A 20,490-nucleotide genomic window follows, 5' to 3' on the forward strand; every position below is an offset into this window, starting at 1 on the left:
CGACCGCTGATATGCGGGCGTAATGACGACCAAACCCTTGCCGGAACTTCCGGTGTCCGCCGTGCTGCCGGCGCTGAGCGAGGCGCTCGGCTCTGGCAACAGCGCCGTGCTGGTCGCGCCGCCCGGCGCTGGCAAGACCACGCTGGTGCCCTTGGCGCTGCTCGATGCGCCCTGGCTGGGCACGGGCAAGATCGTCTTGCTCGAACCGCGCCGGCTCGCCGCCCGCGCCGCCGCGCGCCGCATGGCCGAGTTGCTGGGGGAAGAGCCCGGCGCCACCATCGGCTACGCCATGCGCATGGAAAACCGCACTTCGGCGCGGACGAAAATCCTGGTCGTCACCGAGGGCGTGCTGGCGCGCATGATCCTCGACGACCCTGAACTGGCCGGCGTTTCGGCCGTCATTTTCGACGAATTCCACGAGCGCTCGCTCGACGGCGATTTCGGTCTCGCTCTCGCCCTCGATGTGCAAGGCGCGCTGCGGCCGGATCTGCGTCTGCTGGTGATGTCGGCAACGCTCGACGGCGCACGGGTCGCGAAACTCCTGTCGGGCGCGCCGGTGATCGAAAGCGAGGGCCGCGCTTTCCCCGTCGATGTCAGATACGACGAGCGGCCGGCCGGCACCCCGATCGAGGACGCCATGGCCAAGGCGATCCGCGCCGCCCTTGCCGACGAGAGCGGCAGCTTGCTTGCTTTCCTGCCCGGCCAGCGCGAGATCGAGCGCACCGCCGAGCGGCTGGCCGGCAAGGTCGGCGCCGACACTGATATCGTGCCGCTCTATGGCCAGCTCGACGGCAAGGCGCAGGACGCGGCGATCAAGCCGGCGCCGCCAGGCCGCCGAAAGGTGGTGCTGGCGACCTCCATCGCCGAGACCTCCATAACCATCGACGGCGTGCGCGTCGTCATCGATTCCGGCCTGTCGCGGCTGCCGCGCTATGAGCCGGCCAGCGGACTGACCAGATTGGAAACCGTGCGCGTCAGCAAGGCCTCCGCCGACCAGCGCGCCGGCCGGGCCGGCCGCACGCAGGCCGGCGTCGCCATCCGGCTGTGGCGTGCCGAGCAGACGGCGGCACTTCCCGCCTTCACACCCCCGGAAATCCTCGAGGCGGACCTGTCGGGCCTGCTGCTCGACTGCGCCGCCTTCGGTGTCGCTGACCCAACCAGTCTTGCTTTCCTCGATCCGCCGCCAGCTCCCGCGCTGAATGAAGCAGGGGCGCTTTTGCGGGCCCTTGAGGCCATTGATGAAGCAGGGCGGTTGACGGACGCGGGCGCTTCGATGCGCAAGCTCGCTCTGCCGGTACGGCTGGCGCATATGGTCGCCGAGGCGGCCAGCAGCGGTCATGGTGGTGAGGCGGCCATGCTTGCCGTACTACTGACCGAGCGCGGCCTTGGCGGTGACGGTGCCGACCTCGAACGGCGGCTGATGCGCTTTCGCGCGGAAAGATCGCCGCGTGCCACGTCGGCGCGCCAGCTTGCCGAGGGCCTGGCCAGGCAGGTAGGCGGTGCGAAGACCAGCGGAGCTGTTCCAGCCGGAACCCTGCTCATCCACGCCTGGCCGGACCGCGTCGCCAAGGCGCGCGGCGAGCGCGGCCGTTTCGTGCTGGCCAACGGTTCCGGCGCCATGCTCGACGCCGGCGACCCGCTGGCGGGCGAGCCGTTTCTGGTCGTCGCGGACCTGCAGGGCAAGGCGCAGAATGCCCGCATTACGGCGGCGGCGGCAAGCAGCGAGGAGGACATCCGGGCAGCACTTGGCGGCAGGATCGAAACTCGTAAGCAGACGAGTTTCGATCGCGACAGGCGCGCCGTGCGGGTGCGCGAAACCGTGCGCCTTGGCGCCATCACGCTAGCCGAACGCATGCTGCCGCCGCCGGCCGGCGCCGATGCCGACCGCGCCATCATCGAGGCCTTGCGCGAGCATGGGCTTTCCCTTCTGACCTGGAGCAAGGAGGCGCGGATGCTGCGCCACCGGCTGTCCTGGCTGCACAAGGGCTTAGGCGCGCCCTGGCCCGACATGTCGGATGAAGCGCTCATCGCGCGCCTCGACGACTGGCTGCTGCCTTTTCTGTCCGGTGCGGCATCCCTGGCCGCCATTGAACCCGGAATTGTTCCGGCCGGGTTGGCGTCGCTCGTGCCGCATGACCTGCAACGCAAGATCGAAGCGCTGGCGCCGACTCATTTCGATGCCCCGTCGGGCAGCCATGTGCCGATCCGCTATGACAGCGAATGGCCGGTTCTGGCGGTGCGCGTGCAAGAATTGTTCGGCCTCGATAGTCATCCGTCGATCGCCAACGGCACCGTCCCCTTGACGCTTGAACTGTTGTCGCCGGCGCACCGGCCGATCCAGACGACGCGAGACCTGCCGGGCTTCTGGCGCGGCTCCTGGACCGATGTGCGCGCCGACATGCGCGGCCGCTATCCAAAGCATGTCTGGCCGGAAAACCCATTGCTCGCCGACGCCACCGCCCGCGCCAAGCCGCGCGGGACCTAGCCTTTGCTGGTTGGCGGCTGTAATCCATGGCCATGATCAACATCCTGAACACGCCCGACTTCCAGCAAAGCCAGCGACTGCGCCTCAACACGCTGATCCGGCTGCGCTGGCTGGCCATTGTCGGCCAGAGCGTGACGGTGCTCGTCGTTGCCTACGGCCTGAAATTCCCGCTGCCGGTCAGTCTGTGCTTTGCCCTCATCGCCTGTTCGGCCTGGATGAACCTGTTTCTGGCCTTTCGCTTTCCGGCCGCGCACCGGCTCACCCCGTTCGCCGCCTTCGGCATCCTGATCTTCGACAGCCTTCAGCTTGCCGGCCTGCTCTACATGACCGGCGGCTTGACCAATCCGTTCTCGCTGCTGATGACCGTGCCCGTCGTCATTTCGGCGACGTCGCTGCCCCTTCGCCTCACCGCCATCCTCGGCGGGCTGGTGATGATCGCGGCGACCTTGCTGGTGTTTCGCCATTTGCCGCTGCCCTGGTACGAAGGCGCGCCCCTGGTGATGCCCTTCATCTATGTCGCCGGCATGTGGATGGCGGTGCTGTCCTCCATCGCCTTCACCGCCATGTACGCCTTCAGGGTGGCCGCCGAAGCCCGGCTATTGGCCAACGCGCTCGCCGCCACGGAACTGGTGCTGCAGCGCGAGCAGCACCTTTCCGCGCTCGACGGGCTGGCGGCGGCGGCGGCGCACGAACTCGGCACCCCGCTCGCCACCATCACGCTCGTCGCCAAGGAGATGGAAAAGGCGCTCGGCAGCGATCCGAAATACGGGGAAGACGTGAAGCTGCTGCGCTCTCAGAGCGAGCGCTGCCGTGAAATCCTCAAGCGCCTGACCAGCCTGTCGTCGGAGGGCGAGGCGCATCTATCCCGCCTGCCGCTGACCTCGCTGGTCGAGGAGGTGACCGCGCCACATCGCGACTTCGGCATCTCGATCAAGCTTCGCCCAGGCGAGCGAACCGGGCCGGAGCCGGTCGGGCGCCGCAATCCCGGCGTCATCTACGGCCTCGGCAATCTGGTCGAGAACGCCGTCGACTTCGCCCGCAAGAGCGTCACCGTGCGCTGGAGCTGGGACGAGGCGATGGTCTCCTTCTCGATCACCGATGACGGCCCGGGTTTCCCGCCCGAGATCATCGACCGTATTGGCGAACCCTACATGTCGACACGCCAGGGCACGGAAGCTGGAGGCGGCCTCGGGCTCGGCCTGTTCATCGCCAAGACATTGCTCGAACGTTCGGGCGCCACGCTCGACTTTCGCAATTCGAGCGGCCTCGGCGAAGGAGCCGTGGTGCGGATTTCGTGGCCGAGAAGCATCTTCCTGAACCCGGAATCGGCCCCAGCCACCATGTTTGACACTGCGTAAATTGGACAATGGCCCCGCAAAACTATATCTGCGTAAAAATAAGGCAGCAGGAATTTTCGAGACGATGACAGGCGATGAGAACAGTGGGCCTATGGTTGAAGGCGAGGACACCTCGCTTCTGATCGTCGATGACGACAAGCCGTTCCTGACCCGTCTGGCCCGTGCCATGGAAACCAGGGGTTTCGTGGTCGAGACGGCGGAGAGCGTCGAGGAGGCCGTGGGCAAGGCGCGCGCCAATCCGCCCGCCTATGCGGTGGTCGACATGCGGCTGGGCGACGGCAACGGCCTCGATGTCGTCGCCGCCATCCGCGAAAAGCGCGAGGACTCCCGCACCATCATCCTGACCGGTTACGGCAACATCGCCACCGCGGTGACCGCGGTGAAACTCGGCGCCGTCGACTATCTGTCGAAGCCCGCCGACGCCGACGATGTCTTTGCGGCACTGACACGCACCACCGGCGAGCGCGCCGCGCCCCCGGAAAACCCGATGTCGGCCGACCGCGTGCGCTGGGAGCACATCCAGCGTGTCTACGAAATGTGCGAGCGCAACGTTTCAGAGACCGCACGCCGGCTCAACATGCATCGCCGCACGCTGCAGCGGATCCTGGCCAAGCGCGCGCCGCGTTAGGATCACTGGGTAGGCAGAACGATTACCACTCGCCGATTTCGAATTCGCGGTGGAGGCCATCGATCGTCGAAGTCAGCGCCGCCCCTCATTGCCCTGCCGGGCATTTCTCCCCGTAAACGGGGCGAAAGCGGCTGGCCGCGACGTTGGCGATTGGCGAAACCGCTGATGCCAGCGTGCCTCGCCCCGTTTACGGGGAGAGGATGCCGGCAGGCAGGCGAGGGGCAGCGCTAACGCCTATAAAAGGGTAATGCGGCAAAGTCGAAACTAGCTGCTTAATGGAGGCGACATGGAGGATTTGAAGCGACGCCCGGTTTCCGTCTTCCGCGAGTTCCTGGATAGCGAGGCGGCCGGCGGCATCATCCTGATGGTGGCCGCCGCCCTTGCCCTGATCGTCGCCAACTCGCCGCTCGCCGGGACCTACTTCTCGGTTCTCCACGCCTATCTCGGCCCGCTCAGCCTCTCGCACTGGGTCAATGACGGGCTGATGGCGGTGTTCTTCCTGCTCGTCGGGCTGGAGATCAAGCGCGAGATGCTGGACGGCCAGCTCTCGACCTGGCCACGCCGGGTGCTGCCCGGCATCGCGGCGGCCGGCGGCATGGTGGTGCCGGCGCTGGTCTATGTCGTCATCAACAGCAACAATTCGGCCGCACTGTCCGGCTGGGCGATCCCGACCGCCACCGACATCGCCTTCGCGCTCGGCGTTCTGTCGCTGCTCGGCAGCCGCGTGCCGGCCTCGTTGAAGGTCTTCCTGACCGCGCTCGCCATCATCGACGACCTGGGCGCCGTCATCATCATCGCCATATTCTACACCAGCGGCTTGTCGCTGGCCTATCTCGGCGCTGCCTTCGCCGTCATTGCCGTGCTCGTCCTGCTCAACCGTATGCGGGTGATGAGCCTTGTGCCCTATCTCGTGCTTGGCGCCATCCTGTGGGTGCTTGTGCTGAAGTCCGGCGTCCATGCCACGCTGGCCGGTGTGGCACTCGCGCTCACCATTCCGCTCGAACGTTCCGCCGGAACAGGCCAGGACCTCGACCATTCGCCGCTGCACCGGCTCGAGCACGGCCTGCACAAGCTGGTGGCGTTCGTCGTCATCCCCATCTTCGGCTTTGCCAATGCCGGCGTTTCGCTCACCGGCCTGAGTTTTAGCGCCCTGATCGAGCCGCTCACGCTGGGCGTAGCAGCCGGTCTCGTCGCCGGCAAGCTGGTCGGCGTCTTCGGTTCCTCCGCGCTCGCCATCCGCTTCGGCCTCGCCGACCTGCCGGCCCATGCCGGCTGGTCGCACATGATCGGCATTTCGCTCCTGTGCGGCATCGGCTTCACCATGAGCCTGTTCATCGGCCTGCTCGCCTTCGCCAACGACGTGGCGCTGCAGGACGCGGTCAAGGTCGGCATCCTCGCGGGTTCCTTCATCGCCGCGCTGCTTGGTGCCGCGGTGCTGCTGATGGCCCCGGCTGTGGGTGGCGAGGAAGAAGCGGAGTAGCCGTTCGGGGCTGGAGCATCTGACAGTTGCGGGCTTCAATTTTTGGGCCGCGATTACTCGCTCTCCCCCTCCAGCGCCGGCACCGCGACACCCGCCAGCTCCGCCGCCAGCAGCCGCGCCGCGCCGGCCCGCGCGATGCGCAGCATCAGCGCCTTCCGCGTCGCCGCCGCCATGCGGTGCTCGGGCGCATCGCGCAAAATCTCGGCGCCATAGCCGTCGGAGAGGATGAAGCCGCATTCTTCCGGGAAAATCTCCGGCGGCACGCCGGGATGTGTGGCGAAAAAAAAGCGGTCGGAATGCAGCCGGTAATCAGGCCATTTTCGGTCGACCCGGAAATCCTCGATCGAGGATTTGATCTCGATGATCCAGATATCGCCCTGCCGCGTCAGCGCCACGAGATCGGCGCGCCGGCCGGTGGCCAGCGACAGCTCAGGCAGCACATGCGCGCCCATCTGCATCAGCAACCGCTGCACGCCCCGCCGCACCAGCATGGCGCGCTCGGACTGGCGACCGTCGATCAGAGGGTTCAGGAGAATCGGGGAGATGATTGGCATGGCAGGCACCATGCCAGACTTTGTTCACGGTTTGAACCGGTTTTTATGGGGCGATTATACGGTTGACCAAACCCAAAGTGAAATAGGGGAGACGGCACAAAAATAATTCTGCTAAGCTACGGAACCATTTTTGGCGCATGGCAGTTCGGCAAGCCATGGATTGGAACACCGCATCCTCTATCATCCAGGTAAACCTTACTCAGGAGCAATCGCGAAAGCTCCTAGAGGAAGTCGCCAGCGTGATGTCCGAAAGCCGCCGGCTCATCGAGCGGTCCCGCCGTCTCCTAAGTCGGGCGGATTCGAAAGCGATCCTCGGCCCTTCACCCGGCCTGTCCCTTTCCGTTGAATGAACGGCATCGCCCGCGCGTTAACTGATTTTGCAATCTCTGCCTTGAAGCTCCGGTTTCAACCAGCATATTCCCCTATATGCCTGGCAGGGACATTTCCATCTTCGATCTTGATGCGCTTCGTGAGGCATTCATGAAGTCTGTCCGCGAAAACAACGTCTCGCCTGCCGAATGGGGCGAACATGCCCAATGGTTCATTCAGCAGCTGGCGGTCCACAAACTTTCGGAAGTGGCGGTTAGCCAGATCACCGGAGCGGCGGACGATAGCCAGCAATAAGCCCACAATCGCACTTGATCTGACGACTTCGCTGGTCCTATAAAAATCGACGTTCCCCATTGCTTTCTAGGGAGGCATGCGATGGATAACGTGGTTCCGTTCCGCAATGTGTCGGCTCGTGTCGAAGTGGCGGAAGTCTCTGGCGAATGGCTCGTCCGCGTCACCGAAGGCGGCCAAGAACTTACCCGATCATTTGAACTGGAATCGTTCGCGCTGTCCTATGCGGAAGGCCAGCGGATACGCTTGGGGCTGGATAGGGTCGTGCTGCTCTAGGCTGAATTCAGTTTGGGAAGGGCCCCTAAGCCGAGGGAGTTTGCCGGCTGACCGGGGCGGCTCGGCGGTTTGGGGGGACATAAATACGGGCAAAACCGCCGAGCCTGACTGGCGGCGGCAAATTTGGGGATTTGGGAGTTCGCCGTCAGCTTTGACCAGGGTATCGCAGGGTTGACGGGTTGGCGTCATTCGAACGAAGGGCGGCGTTCCGCTCAAGTCCGTGTAGCAGTGCCCACATTGCGCCTATGTCCGGTCCGCTCTTTCTGACCTTTCGCGGGGCGTGGGGAACAACTACCGACGCCAGAAGCCACGGTGCACCGATACAAGTTCATCCTCGATTTCGGGGAAGGGGCCGTGGACCTCGATCTTCTTCTGTCCAGAGCCGAGCACAATTCGCGCGGACAGGCTCATCGTCGGATTTTCGGGATGGTCGCCGGTCAGCGCGAGAAGCTCGGTCTCCTCGAAGCCATAGACAAGCCGGCCGATATTGGCCCAGTAGAGCGTTCCGGTGCACATCGCGCAGGGCTCGCCGGTTGAGACCAGCGTGCATGCCCAGAGAAACTCCGGCGGATAGGCTGCCGCCGCGCGCCGCGCAAGCTCGGTCTCGGCATGATGCACGGTGTCGATGTTGCCTTGGCGCATGAGGATTGCGTCGTCGGGGCCGACCAGCACCGCGCCGAAGGGATGGTGGCCGTGCACGGCAGCCTCGCGAGCGACCGCATCGGCGGCGCGAAGGTGGGCGAGCATCTGGTCGCGGGTCATGCGCTCTCTCCGGCCATTGGGGTCACCGGCCGGCGCGGCCAGCGGCAGTGCTTTTACCCTACGCTTATATTGAGCCTGCAATATACCACACGAACCAATGCTGGCGGCTTTCACGAGCGCGTGGCAAGGCGGCTAAGGCCGCCCAGGCGGTCTATCGCTCCCGGGGTGGGGTTTGCCGCTGACTAAGGCCGCCCTGCCATGTCATCCAGAATCGGGCAGTCCGGCCGCTCGTCGCCGTGACAGGCATGGATCAGCTTCTGCAGCGTCGAGCGCATCGATTGCAACTCGCGCACCTTCTCCTCGATGGCGGTGACATGGGCGTCGGCGATTGCGCGCACGTCGTGGCTGGCGCGTCCGCGGTCCTTGTAGAGCGCCATCAGCTGGCGACAATCGTCTATCGAAAAGCCGAGATTGCGCGCGCGGCGCAGGAAGGCCAGCCGGTGGATATCGTCGCCCGAATAATCGCGATAGCCATTGGCGGCGCGCGCGGGCGCGATCAGGCCGATCTCCTCATAGTAGCGGATGGTCTTGGCCGGCAGGCCTGAGCGATGGGCGGCGTCGCCGACATTCATGGCGGGTCCTCGACTTTTCCAGGCCTGCAATTCAGGCCCATTGAATTTCCTTCACAATCCGGTGAAGTATGTTGCCGAAATGCCATAGTGAGACGCATACCAGCACGTAAGGTCCCGCATATAGGCATCGTGTGCTTGGCAAGCAAAGCAAATGCCAGCATGAATGATGGCGAGAAAGCGGCCGACTCGTGCCGCTCTAGTTTGGGCGGGGCACCGGATCACCACATGCGCATGAAGTCGCTTGCAATCATCGCCGCATTGGCGCTGTCCACTGCTATTGCCGGTTGCAGCACCATCGGCGGGCAGCTGTTCTCCAACGACTATGGCGCGGTGACCGATGCTGGGTACCAGCTGCCACGTATCCCCATCGAGAAGGTGCCCTCGAAGTACCATCGCCAGGAAGTGGATTACGACTCCAAGGAAAAGCCCGGCACCATCATCGTCGATACGCAGAACAAGTTCCTGTACTTCGTCGAGGGCGATGGCCGGGCAATCCGCTACGGTATCGGCGTCGGCCGCGAGGGCTTCGAATGGCACGGCACCGCCCATATTGCCATCAAGCGCGAATGGCCGACCTGGACGCCGCCTTCACAGATGATCAAGCGCCAGCCCGAACTCGCCAAGTTCGCCGGCGGCATGGATCCGGGCCTGAAGAACCCGCTCGGCGCGCGCGCCATGTACCTGTTCAACAAGGGCGGTGACATGGGCTACCGCCTGCACGGCAGCCCGGAATGGAACTCGATCGGCAAGGCCATGTCGTCGGGCTGCATCCGGCTGATGAACCAGGATGTCATCGACCTCTACAATCGCGCCGAGGTCGGCGCCAAGGTCATCGTTCTTTAGGCCATGATCGCGGAAAGCCTGTCCGCTTTTCCGGCATATCGTGGTTAAACTGCAAGTCGCCTTTCATACGCGGACCGTCTAGGCAACAACGGACGTCCCAAACAGAAAACCGGGCAATTCGGCCCGGTTTTTTGTTGTCTGTGAGTGGGAAATTGCGGTCTAAGAGACTTGCTCGACCTGCTGCACTTCCGGCACGAAATGGCGAAGCAGGTTCTGGATGCCGTGCTTCAGCGTCGCCGTCGACGACGGGCAACCGGCGCAGGCGCCTTTCATGTGCAGGAACACAGTGCCGTTCTCGAAGCCGCGGAAGGTGATGTCGCCGCCGTCCTGCGCCACCGCCGGGCGCACCCGCGTGTCGAGCAACTCCTTGATGGTGATGACGAGTTCCTCGTCGGCCTTGTCGTAGAATTCGCCGGTCAGGCTGGTCTCGGCGGCGGGGCCGGCCTTGGCCATGACCGGCGCACCGGACATGAAATGCTCCATGATGGCACCGAGGATCGCCGGCTTCAGGTGCTGCCAGTCCGGGCCGTCCTTGGACACGGTGATGAAATCGTAGCCGAAGAACACGCCGGTGACGCCGGGGATTTCGAACAGCCGCCCAGCCAGCGGCGAGGCGATGGCCGCACTGTCGGCATCGCGGAAATCGGCGGTGCCTTCTAGGAGCACTTCCTTGCCGGGCAGGAATTTCAGCGTCGCCGGATTGGGCGTCGACTCGGTCTGGATGAACATGGCCGTCTCCATGCCCGTTTTGGGCAACTAGTTTGGAATAGTTCTAAATAGGCTCTATCGGCTGGACATTCAAGCGAAACGCATCGCCGGGACGGCTGGCTGGCGGAATGTTTTTTCGAGCCTAGCGCCGTCTTGAGATGTGTTGAGATTCAGGAAGCGCAGGTACCATGCATTTGCAGACCGGCCTCACCTGAATATCAACATAGCTCAGGCGAGGCTGTCGATTTCCTCATCCGACAAATTCTGCGGCACCACGGTCACCGGGATCGGAAAGGCCGCGCCTTTGCCGGCCACGGCTCCGACCAGTGGTCCTGGACCTTCCTTGCCGGCGCCGGCCGCCAGCACGAGGATGGCGATGTCCTGGTCTTCCTCGATCAGCTTGTGGATCTCTTCTGTCGGCTTGCCCTCGCGCACCACCATCTCCGGTTCGATGCCGAGCTTCTGCCGCACCTTGTTGGCGTAGCCGTCCAGCGCCGCGCGCGCCGTGGCGTTCGCCTCTTCGCGCATGATCTTCTCGACCCCCAGCCAGTGCTGGAAATCGTCGGGTACGATGACATACAGCAGCACCAGCGTGCCGCTGGTGCTCTGCGCCCGTTTAGAGGCGTAGGCGACGGCGCGTTCGCATTCCGGCGTGTCGTCGATGATCGTCAGGAATTTCCTGCGATGACCGGCTTCGCGGCTGAGGCGTTTGGAGACCATGTCAATCTACTCGGTATCTTTGCGGCCGCAATTTGCCACCGCCGCTGACCGGCGGCAAGCCGCCGGCCTTGTACCAGTGTTGTGCAGTGCACGGCGCCGCGATCAGCCTTGCAGCAGCCCGATAATGTCGCGCACCGTCTTCATCGTCGTTTCGGCGAGCACGCCGGCGCGTTCGCCGCCATCCCGCAGCACGGCGTCGACATAGGCGCGGTCGCCCTGGATGCGGCGCATCTCGGTGGCGATCGGCGCCAGCCTCTCCACCGCGAGATCGGCCAGCGCCGGCTTGAATACAGAGAACTGCTGGCCGCCGAATTCCTTGAGCACATCGGCCTTCGACATCTCGGCGAGGCCAGCATAGATGCCGACCAGGTTCTCCGCCTCCGGCCGGCTTTCCAATCCGTCGACCTCGCTCGGCAAGGCCTCCGGGTCGGTCTTGGCCTTGCGGATCTTCTTCGAGATGGCGTCGGCATCGTCGGTCAGGTTGATGCGCGACAGGTCCGACGGGTCCGACTTCGACATCTTCTTGGAGCCGTCACGCAGCGACATGATGCGCGCTGCCGGCCCGCCGATGACCGGCTCGGTCAACGGGAAATAGCCGTTCACCGTCTCCTCGCCTATCCTCATCTCGACGCCGACGCCAAGACCGGCGATGCGGTCGGAAAAATCGTTGTTGAATTTTTGCGCGATGTCGCGTGTCAGTTCCAGGTGCTGCTTCTGGTCCTCGCCCACCGGCACATGGGTGGCGCGATAAAGCAGGATGTCGGCCGCCATCAGCGAAGGATAGGCAAGCAGGCCCAGCGAGGCGTTCTCGCGGTCCTTGCCGGCCTTGTCCTTGAACTGCGTCATCTTGTTCATCCAGCCGATGCGCGCCACGCAATTGAAGATCCAGGCGAGCTCTGCGTGCTGCATCACCCGCGACTGGTTGAAGACGATGTGCTTCTTCGGGTCGATGCCGGAGGCGAGGAACGCTGCGGTGATCGACCGCGTCTGGTCGGCAAGGTCGTGATGGACAAGCTGGGCGGTCAGCGAATGCAGGTCGACGACGCAATAGATGCAGTCGGACGTATCCTGCAGGGCGACAAATTTCTTGATGGCGCCGAGATAGTTGCCCAGATGCAGATTGCCGGTCGGCTGGACACCGGAGAAGACGAGTGGCTTGAAGGCGGACATGGTTTTCCTCATGGCTTGTGGAGGGCCGTATAAGCGTGATTCCGAAAAGTTGCGGACTTTTCGGAGCCAATCATGCGGCTGGAAACCGCGCGCGGCGACGTTCTTGCGACGGCGCGCTTATGGACGAGAGCGCGGATGGGATCAAGACCGGCCAGGCGGGATGGCCGGCCGATTTATTCGTCGAGTTCCGATTTTGCCACGGGCGGGCCGGCTTCTGTTCCCCGGCGCCCCACATTGCGCCGGATCATGCCGAAATCGGCACCGCCGGTTGCGAAAGCGGTGACGAAATAGAGCAGCGCCCCTCCGGCCACCAGTGCCAGCACCGTCGTCGCCTTGACCACCAGCGGCGAGCCGGGCCCGATCATTGTAGCCAACCAATGCTCGGCGAAATAGAGGGCGACACCCATGACCACCGCCGACAGCACCAGCCGCGGGATGCGCCTCAACAGCGGCACGTCGCGGCCCCAATGGCCGCGCCGGATCAGCACGGCAAGCAGCATCAGCGCGTTGACCCAGCCGGCGACGGCGGAGGCCACGGCGATGCCGGCTGCACCCATCCTCGGGAACAGCGTCAGCGCGGTAGCGACGTTCACCGCCACCGAGATTGCGGCGAAGATCATCGGCGTGCGCGTATCCTCGCGGGCGAAATAGCCTGGGGTGAAGGCCTTGATCAGCACGAAGGCCGGCAGGCCGAGACCGAAGATCGCCAGGATCGCCGCCACGACGGGCGTCGAATGGTTGGTGGCGAACGCGCCGCGCTCGTAGACCAGCCGCACGATCGGCTCCGCCATCACCCAAAGCGCCGCCGCCGCCGGCAAGGTCATGAACAGGGTGAATTCGACGGAGCGGTTCTGCAGATTGGCTGCCTCGATCAGATTGCCTGACTTCAGCGCCCGCGACAGTTCGGGCAACAACACGATCGCCACCGCGACACCGACGACACCGAGCGGCAATTGGTAGACGCGGTCGGCATAAGCCAGCGAGGACACGGCACTGTCCTGCGCCGAGGCGATGGCTGTTCCGATCAGCTGGTTGATCTGGGTGATGCCACCGGTGATCGCCGCCGGTAGCGCCAGGATCAGGAGCCGCTTCACGTTCGGCGTCATCTTCGGTCGGCGGAAGCCGATCGAGATGCCCGCATTGCGCACCGCCACCCAGACGATGGCGAGCTGCACGACGCCGGCCGCCAGCACGCCCCAGGAGAGGCCGAAGCCGACAGCGTGAGCATCCAGTCCGTGATACCAGGCATAGCCAAGCACACTAATGAGGATGATGTTGAGGAAGGCCGGCGCGATTGCCGCGGCGAAATAGCGCCGCAAGGAGTTCAGCATGCCCGCCATCATGGCGGCGAGCGACATGCAGATCAGATAAGGGAACATGATCGTCGCAAGCGTGACGGTCGTCTCGAACTTGCCCGGTGTGTCGGCAAAGCCCGGCGCCACCAGGTAGCGCACGATCAGCGGCATCGCCAGTTCCATGGCGATGGTCAGCGCCAGGAGCGCGGTGAACAGCACCCCGAACACCTCTTCGGAAAAACGCTTGGCGCCATCGGTGCCGTGCGTCTCGATCTCCTTGGCGAACAGCGGCACGAAGGCGGCATTGAACGCGCCCTCGGCGAACAGCCGGCGAAACGTGTTGGGGAACTGGAAGGCGGCGTTGAAGGCGTCCGCGACCGGCCCGGTGCCGAGTGCGGCCGCCATCAGCATCTCGCGGCCGAAACCGAGCGCACGGCTCATCAGCGTGCCGGAAGCGACGGTAGCGAATTTCTTGACGAGACTCATGCGTTCGCAAACTGCCTGTGGGGTTGGAAGAAGGAGATGATGGCCGTCACTCGGCGGCTGCCTTGGCCTTGCCGCCGCGTTCGAGCGCTACACCTTCGAGCGTCGCTATCAGCCGGTTGCGGGTGGTGGCGATGCGGGCCGGGTTGTCGATCTTCTGGCCGGTGAGGTCGGTGACATAGAAGGTGTCGATGACCTTCTCGCCGAAGGTGGTGATATGCGCCGATGCGATGTCCAGCGACAGGTCGGACAGTGTTCCGGTGATTTCCGACAGCAGGCCGGGGCGGTCGAGCCCCTCGACCTCGATCACCGAAAACCGGTTCGACAATGCATTGCGGATTTCGGCGCGTGGCGGGATCTTGAAGACCTTGGATCCGCGCCTTGGCTTGGTGCGCTTCTCGATCATCTCCGGCAGCCAGCTCTTGCCCGACAGCACGTCCTCGATCAGCCGGCCGACGCGCTCGGCGCGCCGGCGTTCGTCCTCGTCGCGGTCGAATTCTCTCGAGATCAGGATCGTGTCCAGCGCGCGGCCGTCCGACGTGGTGAAGATCTGCGCGTCGACGATGTTGCCGCCGGCGCCGGCGCATGCCCCGGCGATGACCGAGAGAAGACGGGGATGGTCCTGCGCCAGCACGGTGATTTCGGTCACCGCCTCGAATTGGTGGGTCTTGACCATGGTGGCGAGCTTATTGCCCGCCGCGTCCGCCTCGCGGATGAATTCGGCGTGGCGAAGCTGGTCCGGCAGGTCCACGGTCAGGAGGTAGTTTTCATAATGCAGTCCGACATAGCGCTTGCGCGCCTTGTCGGGCCAGTCGGCGAGCGCCTCGGCCAGGCGTTCGCGCGCCGCCGCCGTGCGTTGGGCGCGCGAGACTTCCGAAAAGCCGCCGGTCAGCAGCAGTTCGGTCTCGTAGTAGAGCGTACGCAGCAACTGGCCCTTCCAGCCGTTCCACACGCCCGGTCCGACGCCCCTGATGTCGCAGACGGTGAGGACCAACAGCATCTTCAGCCGCTCGACCGATTGCACGATCGAGGCGAAGTCCTCGATCGTCTTGCGATCATTGAGGTCGCGGGTCTGCGCCGTCATCGACATGACGAGGTGGTTCTCGACCAGCCAGGCGACGGTTTCCGTATCGGCCGGCGAAAGGCCCATATGTGGGCAGATCCGCCTTGCGATCCTGGCGCCGGCCTCGGAATGGTCCTCTGGTCTGCCCTTGGCGATGTCGTGCAGCAGTACGGCGACATAGAGCGCCTCGCGGCTTTTCTTCAGCCCCGGCATCAGCGCATGCGACAGCGGATGCACCTTCTCGCCGTCGCCGCGCTCGATCTCGGCCAGCACGCCGATGCAGCGGATCAGGTGCTCGTCGACCGTGTAGTGGTGGTACATCGAGAACTGCATCATGGCGACGATCTTGCCGAAATCCGGGATCAGCCGGCCCAGCAATCCCGCCTCGTTCATCCGCCGCAGGTTGAGCTCGGCGTTGCGGTCCGAGGTCAAAATGTCGAGGAACAGCCGGTTGGCTTCCTCGTCGCGCCTGAGCGATTTGTTGACCAGGCCGAGCGAACGGGTGAGCAGTTTCAGCGCATCGGGATGAAACTCCAGCCCGTGCTTGTCGGCAAACCAGAACAGCCTGAGAAGATTGACCGGGTCGCGCTCGAAGACGCCGTCGTCGGCGATGTTGATGCGATGGTTGTCGACGATGAAGTCCGACGTGCCGGCAAGCTTGCGCTTGCGACGCTGGAAGGTGAGGAAGATGCGGTTGAAGCCCGGAACGTGCTTGGCCTGCTCCTCCTCCAGGGCGGCGCAGAAGATGCGGGTCAGGTCGCCGACATCCTTGGCGACGAGGAAATAGTGCTTCATGAAGCGTTCGACCGCCGACAGGCCGGGGTGGGTCGTATAGCCGAGCCGTTCGGCGATCTCGCGCTGAATGTCGAAATGCAGCCGCTCCTCGGCCTTGCCTGTGAGGAAGTGCATGTGGCAGCGCACCGCCCACAGGAAATCCTCGGCCTTCTGGAACTCGCGGTACTCGGCTCCGGTGAAGACGCCTTTCTCGACCAGTTCCTCGCCGGTGCGCACGCGGTAGAAATATTTGCCGATCCAGAACAGCGTCTGAAGGTCGCGCAGGCCACCCTTGCCGTCCTTGACGTTGGGCTCGACCAGATAGCGGCTTTCACCGGCCTTGGCGTGGCGCTCGTCGCGTTCGGCGAGCTTGGCCTGTACATATTCCGGGCCGGTCGTGCGCACCACCTCATGGTCGAAGCGCAGCATCAACTCGTCATAGAGCTTGCGTTCGCCCCACAGGAAACGGGCTTCCAGGATCGAGGTGCGGATGGTGATGTCGGTGCGCGACAGCCTGAGGCACTCATCGATGTTGCGGGTGGCATGGCCGACCTTCAGCCCCATGTCCCACAGCATGTAGAGCATGTATTCAACCGTTTGTTCGCCCCACGGCGTCTGCTTGTAAGGCAGCAGGAACAGGAGGTCGATGTCGGATCCCGGCGCCAGCGTGCCGCGGCCATAACCGCCGACGGCAACGACCGCCATGCGTTCGGCGGAGGATCGGTTCTTCACCCGGTAGACATGGGTTGCGGCAAAATCGTAGAGCGAGCGGATCAGCTCGTCCATCAGGTGCGACAGCCGTTCGGCGCAGGCGTTGCCGCCACCATCTTGCCTCAGCATGGCCTCGGCTGTCTTGCGGCCCTCGGCGAGACGCCGCTTCAGAAGCTGAAGAACGGCCGTGCGGATGGCCTTGCTGGAACCGTCGCCGGCACTGGCCTCGGTCAGCGCGGTCATCTCGCGGCGCAAGGCTTCGCCGTCGATCAGTTCATCGAGCTTCAGGGAGATTTTCGCCATAGATACCGGTTGGCCTTGCCTTTTGGGCGGCGTCTATAGCGTGTTTTCGCGGCGCTGGGTATGGGCCTGCTGTCAATCCGGCAAACGCTCTAGTCGGTTGCCTCGACTGGAGCGAGCGGGACGACAATCTGCCGCCGTAGCCTGCAGAGATCGATCATCTGCCGCGCTGCCCGCCTGGCCTCCCTGCGAATACGCGCGAGGGCCGGTATCCCGTGTCCATTGGCGAGCCCGCTTGCGACCCACTCGGCCTCCCGACTCTGTTCGAGCAGGCTCGGCAACCTGTTGCGCACGAATTGGTCCTGCGCACAGAGCGCCGGAACAAGTTGGTAGATCGTCTTGCCGGTCGAGATCGCGAATGTGGGATCGAAGACGAGATTGTCCACCGCCACATTGACATCGGCGGTTGTCTCGAGAAGCGCGCGTGCCGTCTGCCGGGAGAGCAGGTAACCGCCCGTGCCTATGTGGTGCTTGCGGAGCCTGAACAGCGAAAACCCGCCGCCGACGGGCAACCTCTCCCGCTGGATCACGGTAGTGTGGAAGAATGTCTCGAGCTTGACGACATCGGCGTCGGCGGGGATCCAGTTCGTATCGGCAAGCAACGCACCGGCTTTCGCGGAAAACACCATGTCGTCCTCGAAGACGGCGCCGAAGGGCGCGTCGTCTTGCGCGATGATGGCCCAGCAGGCGCGATGGCTGTGCAAACATGCGATCTCGCTGCCGGACAGACGTCGCACCGCATATCGTGCATGCTGGCGCTCCAGCGCGAGGTCTGGCCGGTCCCTTGCATCGATTGCGGCGACCCGCTCGAATCCGAGGCCGATGCGCGCAAACTCCGCCCTCATATGGGCAAGCCGGTCGGGAGACCGATCGAGGTTGATGACCAGACGCTTCATCTGTTGAACGAATCCAAGGCGGCACCAAGCTGCCAGAGCGCAACAATTTTAATGAGAATAATTTTGACACGGCAATTCTAGCGGGCAACGTTTAGCATCGATGGCGCGTTTGTATAGGGAAATTCTTCCGATCCGAAGGCTCCCCAACTCCTGAATGTGAAAGCTCAAAACAGCCCTTGACCTTCCAGTTACTGGAAGCACTACCTCTGCTTCGAAGCATTGCATCGAGGCATCGAAATGACGCATTCAGATCACGATCATCACACGCATGGCGCCCATGGTGGCGGCTGCTGCGCGGCAAAGGGCACGGGCGGAGGCTCGGATGCGGTTCTGCGCGATCCGGTCTGCGGCATGACGGTGGAGCTGGCCGCCGGCAAGCCGACATCCGAGCATGGCGGCCGCCTCTATCATTTCTGCAGCGAGCGCTGTCGTTCGAAGTTCAAGGCCGAGCCGGGAAGCCACCTGATCGCAGTCGACCCTGTCTGCGGCATGAGCGTCGACCGCGCCGACGCCAGGTATTTCGTCCGCCATGAAGGCCAGGGTTTCTATTTCTGTTCGGCCGGCTGCAAGGCGAAGTTCGAGGCGGCGCCTCAAACCTATCTCGGCGACGGGCCAGCGCCGGCGCCGATGCCCAAGGGCACGCAATACACTTGCCCCATGCATCCGCAGATCATCCGCGACAAGCCCGGCTCCTGCCCGATCTGCGGCATGGCGCTCGAGCCCATGGGCGTGCCGACGGGCGATGAAGGGCCAAATCCCGAACTGGTCGACTTCACCAGACGCCTCTGGGTGAGCGCGGTGCTGTCGGTCCCGCTGCTGATCGTCGCCATGGCGCCGATGATAGGCCTATCGCTTGAGGGCCTGGTCGAGGATCGCGCGAAGGTCTGGATCGAACTGATCCTGGCGAGCCCCGTGGTGTTGTGGGCAGCCTTCCCGTTTTTCCATCGCGGCTGGGACTCGATCCTCAACCGCAGCCCCAACATGTGGACGCTGATTTCGCTGGGTGTCGGCGCCGCCTATCTCTACAGCGTCGTCGCCACGCTCTTCCCGGACATCTTTCCGCATCAATTTCGCGGCCATGGCGGTGCGGTGCCTGTCTATTTCGAGGCGGCAGCCGTCATCGTGGCGCTGGTCTTCCTCGGCCAGGTGCTGGAACTGCGCGCCCGCGAAAAGACCGGATCGGCGATCCGCGCGTTGCTCGACCTCGCGCCGAAGACCGCGCGGCGGGTCGCCGAGGACGGCGCCGAGATCGATGTAGCGCTGGACGAGGTCAAGACCGGCGATCGCCTGCGCATCCGTCCCGGCGATGCCGTCCCGGTCGACGGCACGGTGCTCGAAGGCCGCTCCTCCATCGATGAATCGATGATTACGGGCGAACCCTTGCCGGTCGAGAAGGCCGAAGGCGACGCTTTGACCGGCGGCACGCTCAACAAGAATGGCTCGCTGATCATGCGCGCCGAACGGATCGGCGCCGAGACGACGCTGTCGCGCATCGTCGAACTCGTCGCCAAGGCACAGCGCTCGCGCGCGCCGATCCAGGGCCTGGCCGACCGCGTTTCCTTCTACTTTGTCCCGACCGTCGTCCTGGTCGCGATCGCCGCATTCGTCGCCTGGGCGATCTTCGGCCCCGAGCCCAGCCTGATCTTCGCCATCGTCTCGGCGGTTTCGGTGCTGATCATTGCCTGTCCCTGTGCGCTGGGTCTCGCCACACCGATGTCCATCATGACCGCTACCGGGCGCGGCGCGCATGCGGGCGTGCTGATCAAGGAAGCCGCCGCGCTGGAGCGCTTCGCCTCCGTCGACACGCTGATCGTCGACAAGACCGGCACGCTGACCGAGGGCCGGCCGAAATTGACCGATGTCATGGCTGCCGGCGGCTTTTCCGAGGACGAATTGCTGAGATGCGCCGCGACCCTGGAAAAAGGGTCGGAGCATCCGCTGGCCGAGGCAATCGTCGAGGGAGCCGGCCAGCGCGGGGTGAAGATCGCAGAGGCCCGCAGCTTCGAGGCAGTTACCGGCAAGGGCGTTTCCGGCTCGGTGTCGGGCAAGAAGGTCGCGCTCGGCAATGCCGCGATGATGGCCGATCTCGCCGTCGACGTTTCCGGGGTCCTGGCCAGCGTGGAAGCCTTGCAGGGCGATGGCAAGACGGTGATGTTCGTCGCTGTCGACGGCAAGCTGGCCGGCATCGTCGCCGTCGCCGATCCGGTCAAGGCAACCACGGCCGAGGCGATCAAGGCGCTGCATGACAGCGGGCTGCGGATCATCATGGCGACCGGCGACAATGAGCGCACGGCCAGGGCGATCGCTGGACGCCTTGGCATAGACGAGGTCCGGGCAGGTCTGTTGCCCGAACAGAAGGCAGCGCTGGTCGAGGAACTGCGCGGCAAGGGTGCCGGCGTCGCCATGGCCGGCGACGGCGTCAACGATGCGCCCGCGCTTGCCGCCGCCGATGTCGGCATCGCCATGGGCACGGGCGCCGATGTCGCGGTCGAAAGCGCCGGGATCACATTGGTCAAGGGCGACCTAAACGGCATCGTACGCGCCCGAACCCTGGCCCAGGCGACCATCGGTAACATCCGGCAGAACCTGTTCTTCGCCTTCCTCTACAATGTGCTTGGCGTGCCGGTCGCGGCCGGCGTGCTCTATCCGCTCACCGGCACGCTTCTGTCGCCGATGCTGGCGGCGGCGGCGATGAGCCTGTCCTCGGTCTCGGTGATCGCAAACGCATTGCGCCTGAGAACGTTGAAACTCTGAGATTAACCCCCAGATACGAAACCCAACCGACAGGAGA

General features: G+C 64.2%; 17 protein-coding genes. 8 read left to right on the forward strand and 9 right to left on the reverse strand.

What is annotated here, in order from left to right; translation table 11 throughout:
- Window positions 1-22 precede the first annotated feature (22 nt).
- The 4 genes from hrpB (at window position 23) to nhaA (ending at window position 5,951) form a co-directional block, all read left to right on the forward strand.
- The gene (gene hrpB / locus ACVWWD_RS10905) at window positions 23-2,485 is read left to right on the forward strand and encodes an ATP-dependent helicase HrpB (RefSeq protein ID WP_457103063.1); all 2,463 of its coding nucleotides are present in this window, start codon (window positions 23-25) and stop codon (window positions 2,483-2,485) included.
- 26 nt (window positions 2,486-2,511) lie between these two features.
- A complete protein-coding gene (locus tag ACVWWD_RS10910; RefSeq protein ID WP_352552320.1) occupies window positions 2,512-3,843 on the forward strand; it encodes an ActS/PrrB/RegB family redox-sensitive histidine kinase in 1,332 nt (443 codons plus the stop codon).
- A 64-nt stretch (window positions 3,844-3,907) separates the two neighbouring features.
- The gene (locus ACVWWD_RS10915) at window positions 3,908-4,471 is read left to right on the forward strand and encodes an ActR/PrrA/RegA family redox response regulator transcription factor (RefSeq protein WP_015314185.1); all 564 of its coding nucleotides are present in this window, start codon (window positions 3,908-3,910) and stop codon (window positions 4,469-4,471) included.
- 286 nt (window positions 4,472-4,757) lie between these two features.
- Window positions 4,758-5,951: a Na+/H+ antiporter NhaA gene (gene nhaA / locus ACVWWD_RS10920; protein WP_352552323.1), complete on the forward strand. Its 1,194-nt coding sequence runs from the start codon at window positions 4,758-4,760 to the stop codon at window positions 5,949-5,951.
- Window positions 5,952-6,004: 53 nt separating this feature from the next.
- Here nhaA and ACVWWD_RS10925 read toward each other — a convergent pair whose 3' ends face one another.
- Window positions 6,005-6,505 (reverse strand): MmcB family DNA repair protein, encoded by a 501-nt coding sequence (locus ACVWWD_RS10925; protein ID WP_023781655.1) that lies wholly within the window; start codon window positions 6,503-6,505, stop codon window positions 6,005-6,007.
- Window positions 6,506-6,985: 480 nt separating this feature from the next.
- On the opposite strand from ACVWWD_RS10925, the gene ACVWWD_RS10930 reads away from it, so the two are divergent.
- Together ACVWWD_RS10930 and ACVWWD_RS10935 are read left to right on the forward strand one after the other, a co-directional pair.
- A complete protein-coding gene (locus tag ACVWWD_RS10930; protein WP_156939818.1) occupies window positions 6,986-7,129 on the forward strand; it encodes a hypothetical protein in 144 nt (47 codons plus the stop codon).
- A gap of 81 nt (window positions 7,130-7,210) precedes the next feature.
- Window positions 7,211-7,402, forward strand: coding sequence for a hypothetical protein (locus ACVWWD_RS10935; RefSeq protein ID WP_023772512.1), 192 nt, complete (start codon window positions 7,211-7,213; stop codon window positions 7,400-7,402).
- 291 nt (window positions 7,403-7,693) lie between these two features.
- Here ACVWWD_RS10935 and ACVWWD_RS10940 read toward each other — a convergent pair whose 3' ends face one another.
- Entirely contained in the window at window positions 7,694-8,164 is a 471-nt protein-coding gene (locus ACVWWD_RS10940) for a nucleoside deaminase (protein WP_023792755.1), read from the reverse strand.
- Between the two features lie 182 nt (window positions 8,165-8,346).
- Window positions 8,347-8,736 carry a Cu(I)-responsive transcriptional regulator gene (cueR, locus tag ACVWWD_RS10945; RefSeq protein ID WP_352552327.1) on the reverse strand — a complete coding sequence of 130 codons (390 nt, stop codon included), beginning with the start codon at window positions 8,734-8,736 and terminating at the stop codon, window positions 8,347-8,349.
- A 225-nt stretch (window positions 8,737-8,961) separates the two neighbouring features.
- On the opposite strand from cueR, the gene ACVWWD_RS10950 reads away from it, so the two are divergent.
- Window positions 8,962-9,579: a L,D-transpeptidase gene (locus ACVWWD_RS10950; RefSeq protein ID WP_023792748.1), complete on the forward strand. Its 618-nt coding sequence runs from the start codon at window positions 8,962-8,964 to the stop codon at window positions 9,577-9,579.
- Window positions 9,580-9,738: 159 nt separating this feature from the next.
- On the opposite strand, the gene ACVWWD_RS10955 is transcribed toward ACVWWD_RS10950, so the two are convergent.
- From ACVWWD_RS10955 to ACVWWD_RS10980, 6 genes are all read right to left on the reverse strand, one after another.
- Window positions 9,739-10,308 (reverse strand): NifU family protein, encoded by a 570-nt coding sequence (locus tag ACVWWD_RS10955; protein ID WP_352552329.1) that lies wholly within the window; start codon window positions 10,306-10,308, stop codon window positions 9,739-9,741.
- A gap of 207 nt (window positions 10,309-10,515) precedes the next feature.
- Window positions 10,516-11,007 carry a universal stress protein gene (locus ACVWWD_RS10960; RefSeq protein WP_010913128.1) on the reverse strand — a complete coding sequence of 164 codons (492 nt, stop codon included), beginning with the start codon at window positions 11,005-11,007 and terminating at the stop codon, window positions 10,516-10,518.
- A gap of 102 nt (window positions 11,008-11,109) precedes the next feature.
- Window positions 11,110-12,177 carry a tryptophan--tRNA ligase gene (trpS, locus tag ACVWWD_RS10965; RefSeq protein ID WP_023792743.1) on the reverse strand — a complete coding sequence of 356 codons (1,068 nt, stop codon included), beginning with the start codon at window positions 12,175-12,177 and terminating at the stop codon, window positions 11,110-11,112.
- 173 nt (window positions 12,178-12,350) lie between these two features.
- Window positions 12,351-13,958, reverse strand: coding sequence for a murein biosynthesis integral membrane protein MurJ (gene murJ / locus ACVWWD_RS10970; RefSeq protein WP_352552332.1), 1,608 nt, complete (start codon window positions 13,956-13,958; stop codon window positions 12,351-12,353).
- Window positions 13,959-14,004: 46 nt separating this feature from the next.
- Window positions 14,005-16,806: a [protein-PII] uridylyltransferase gene (locus tag ACVWWD_RS10975; protein ID WP_023772518.1), complete on the reverse strand. Its 2,802-nt coding sequence runs from the start codon at window positions 16,804-16,806 to the stop codon at window positions 14,005-14,007.
- 89 nt (window positions 16,807-16,895) lie between these two features.
- Entirely contained in the window at window positions 16,896-17,699 is an 804-nt protein-coding gene (locus ACVWWD_RS10980) for a glycosyltransferase family 25 protein (RefSeq protein ID WP_352552335.1), read from the reverse strand.
- A 237-nt stretch (window positions 17,700-17,936) separates the two neighbouring features.
- Between ACVWWD_RS10980 and ACVWWD_RS10985 the strand changes: the two genes are divergently transcribed.
- Window positions 17,937-20,453, forward strand: coding sequence for a heavy metal translocating P-type ATPase (locus tag ACVWWD_RS10985; RefSeq protein ID WP_352552337.1), 2,517 nt, complete (start codon window positions 17,937-17,939; stop codon window positions 20,451-20,453).
- Window positions 20,454-20,490: the final 37 nt, after the last annotated feature.

The sequence above is a fragment of the Mesorhizobium sp. URHB0026 genome, from assembly GCF_054059755.1.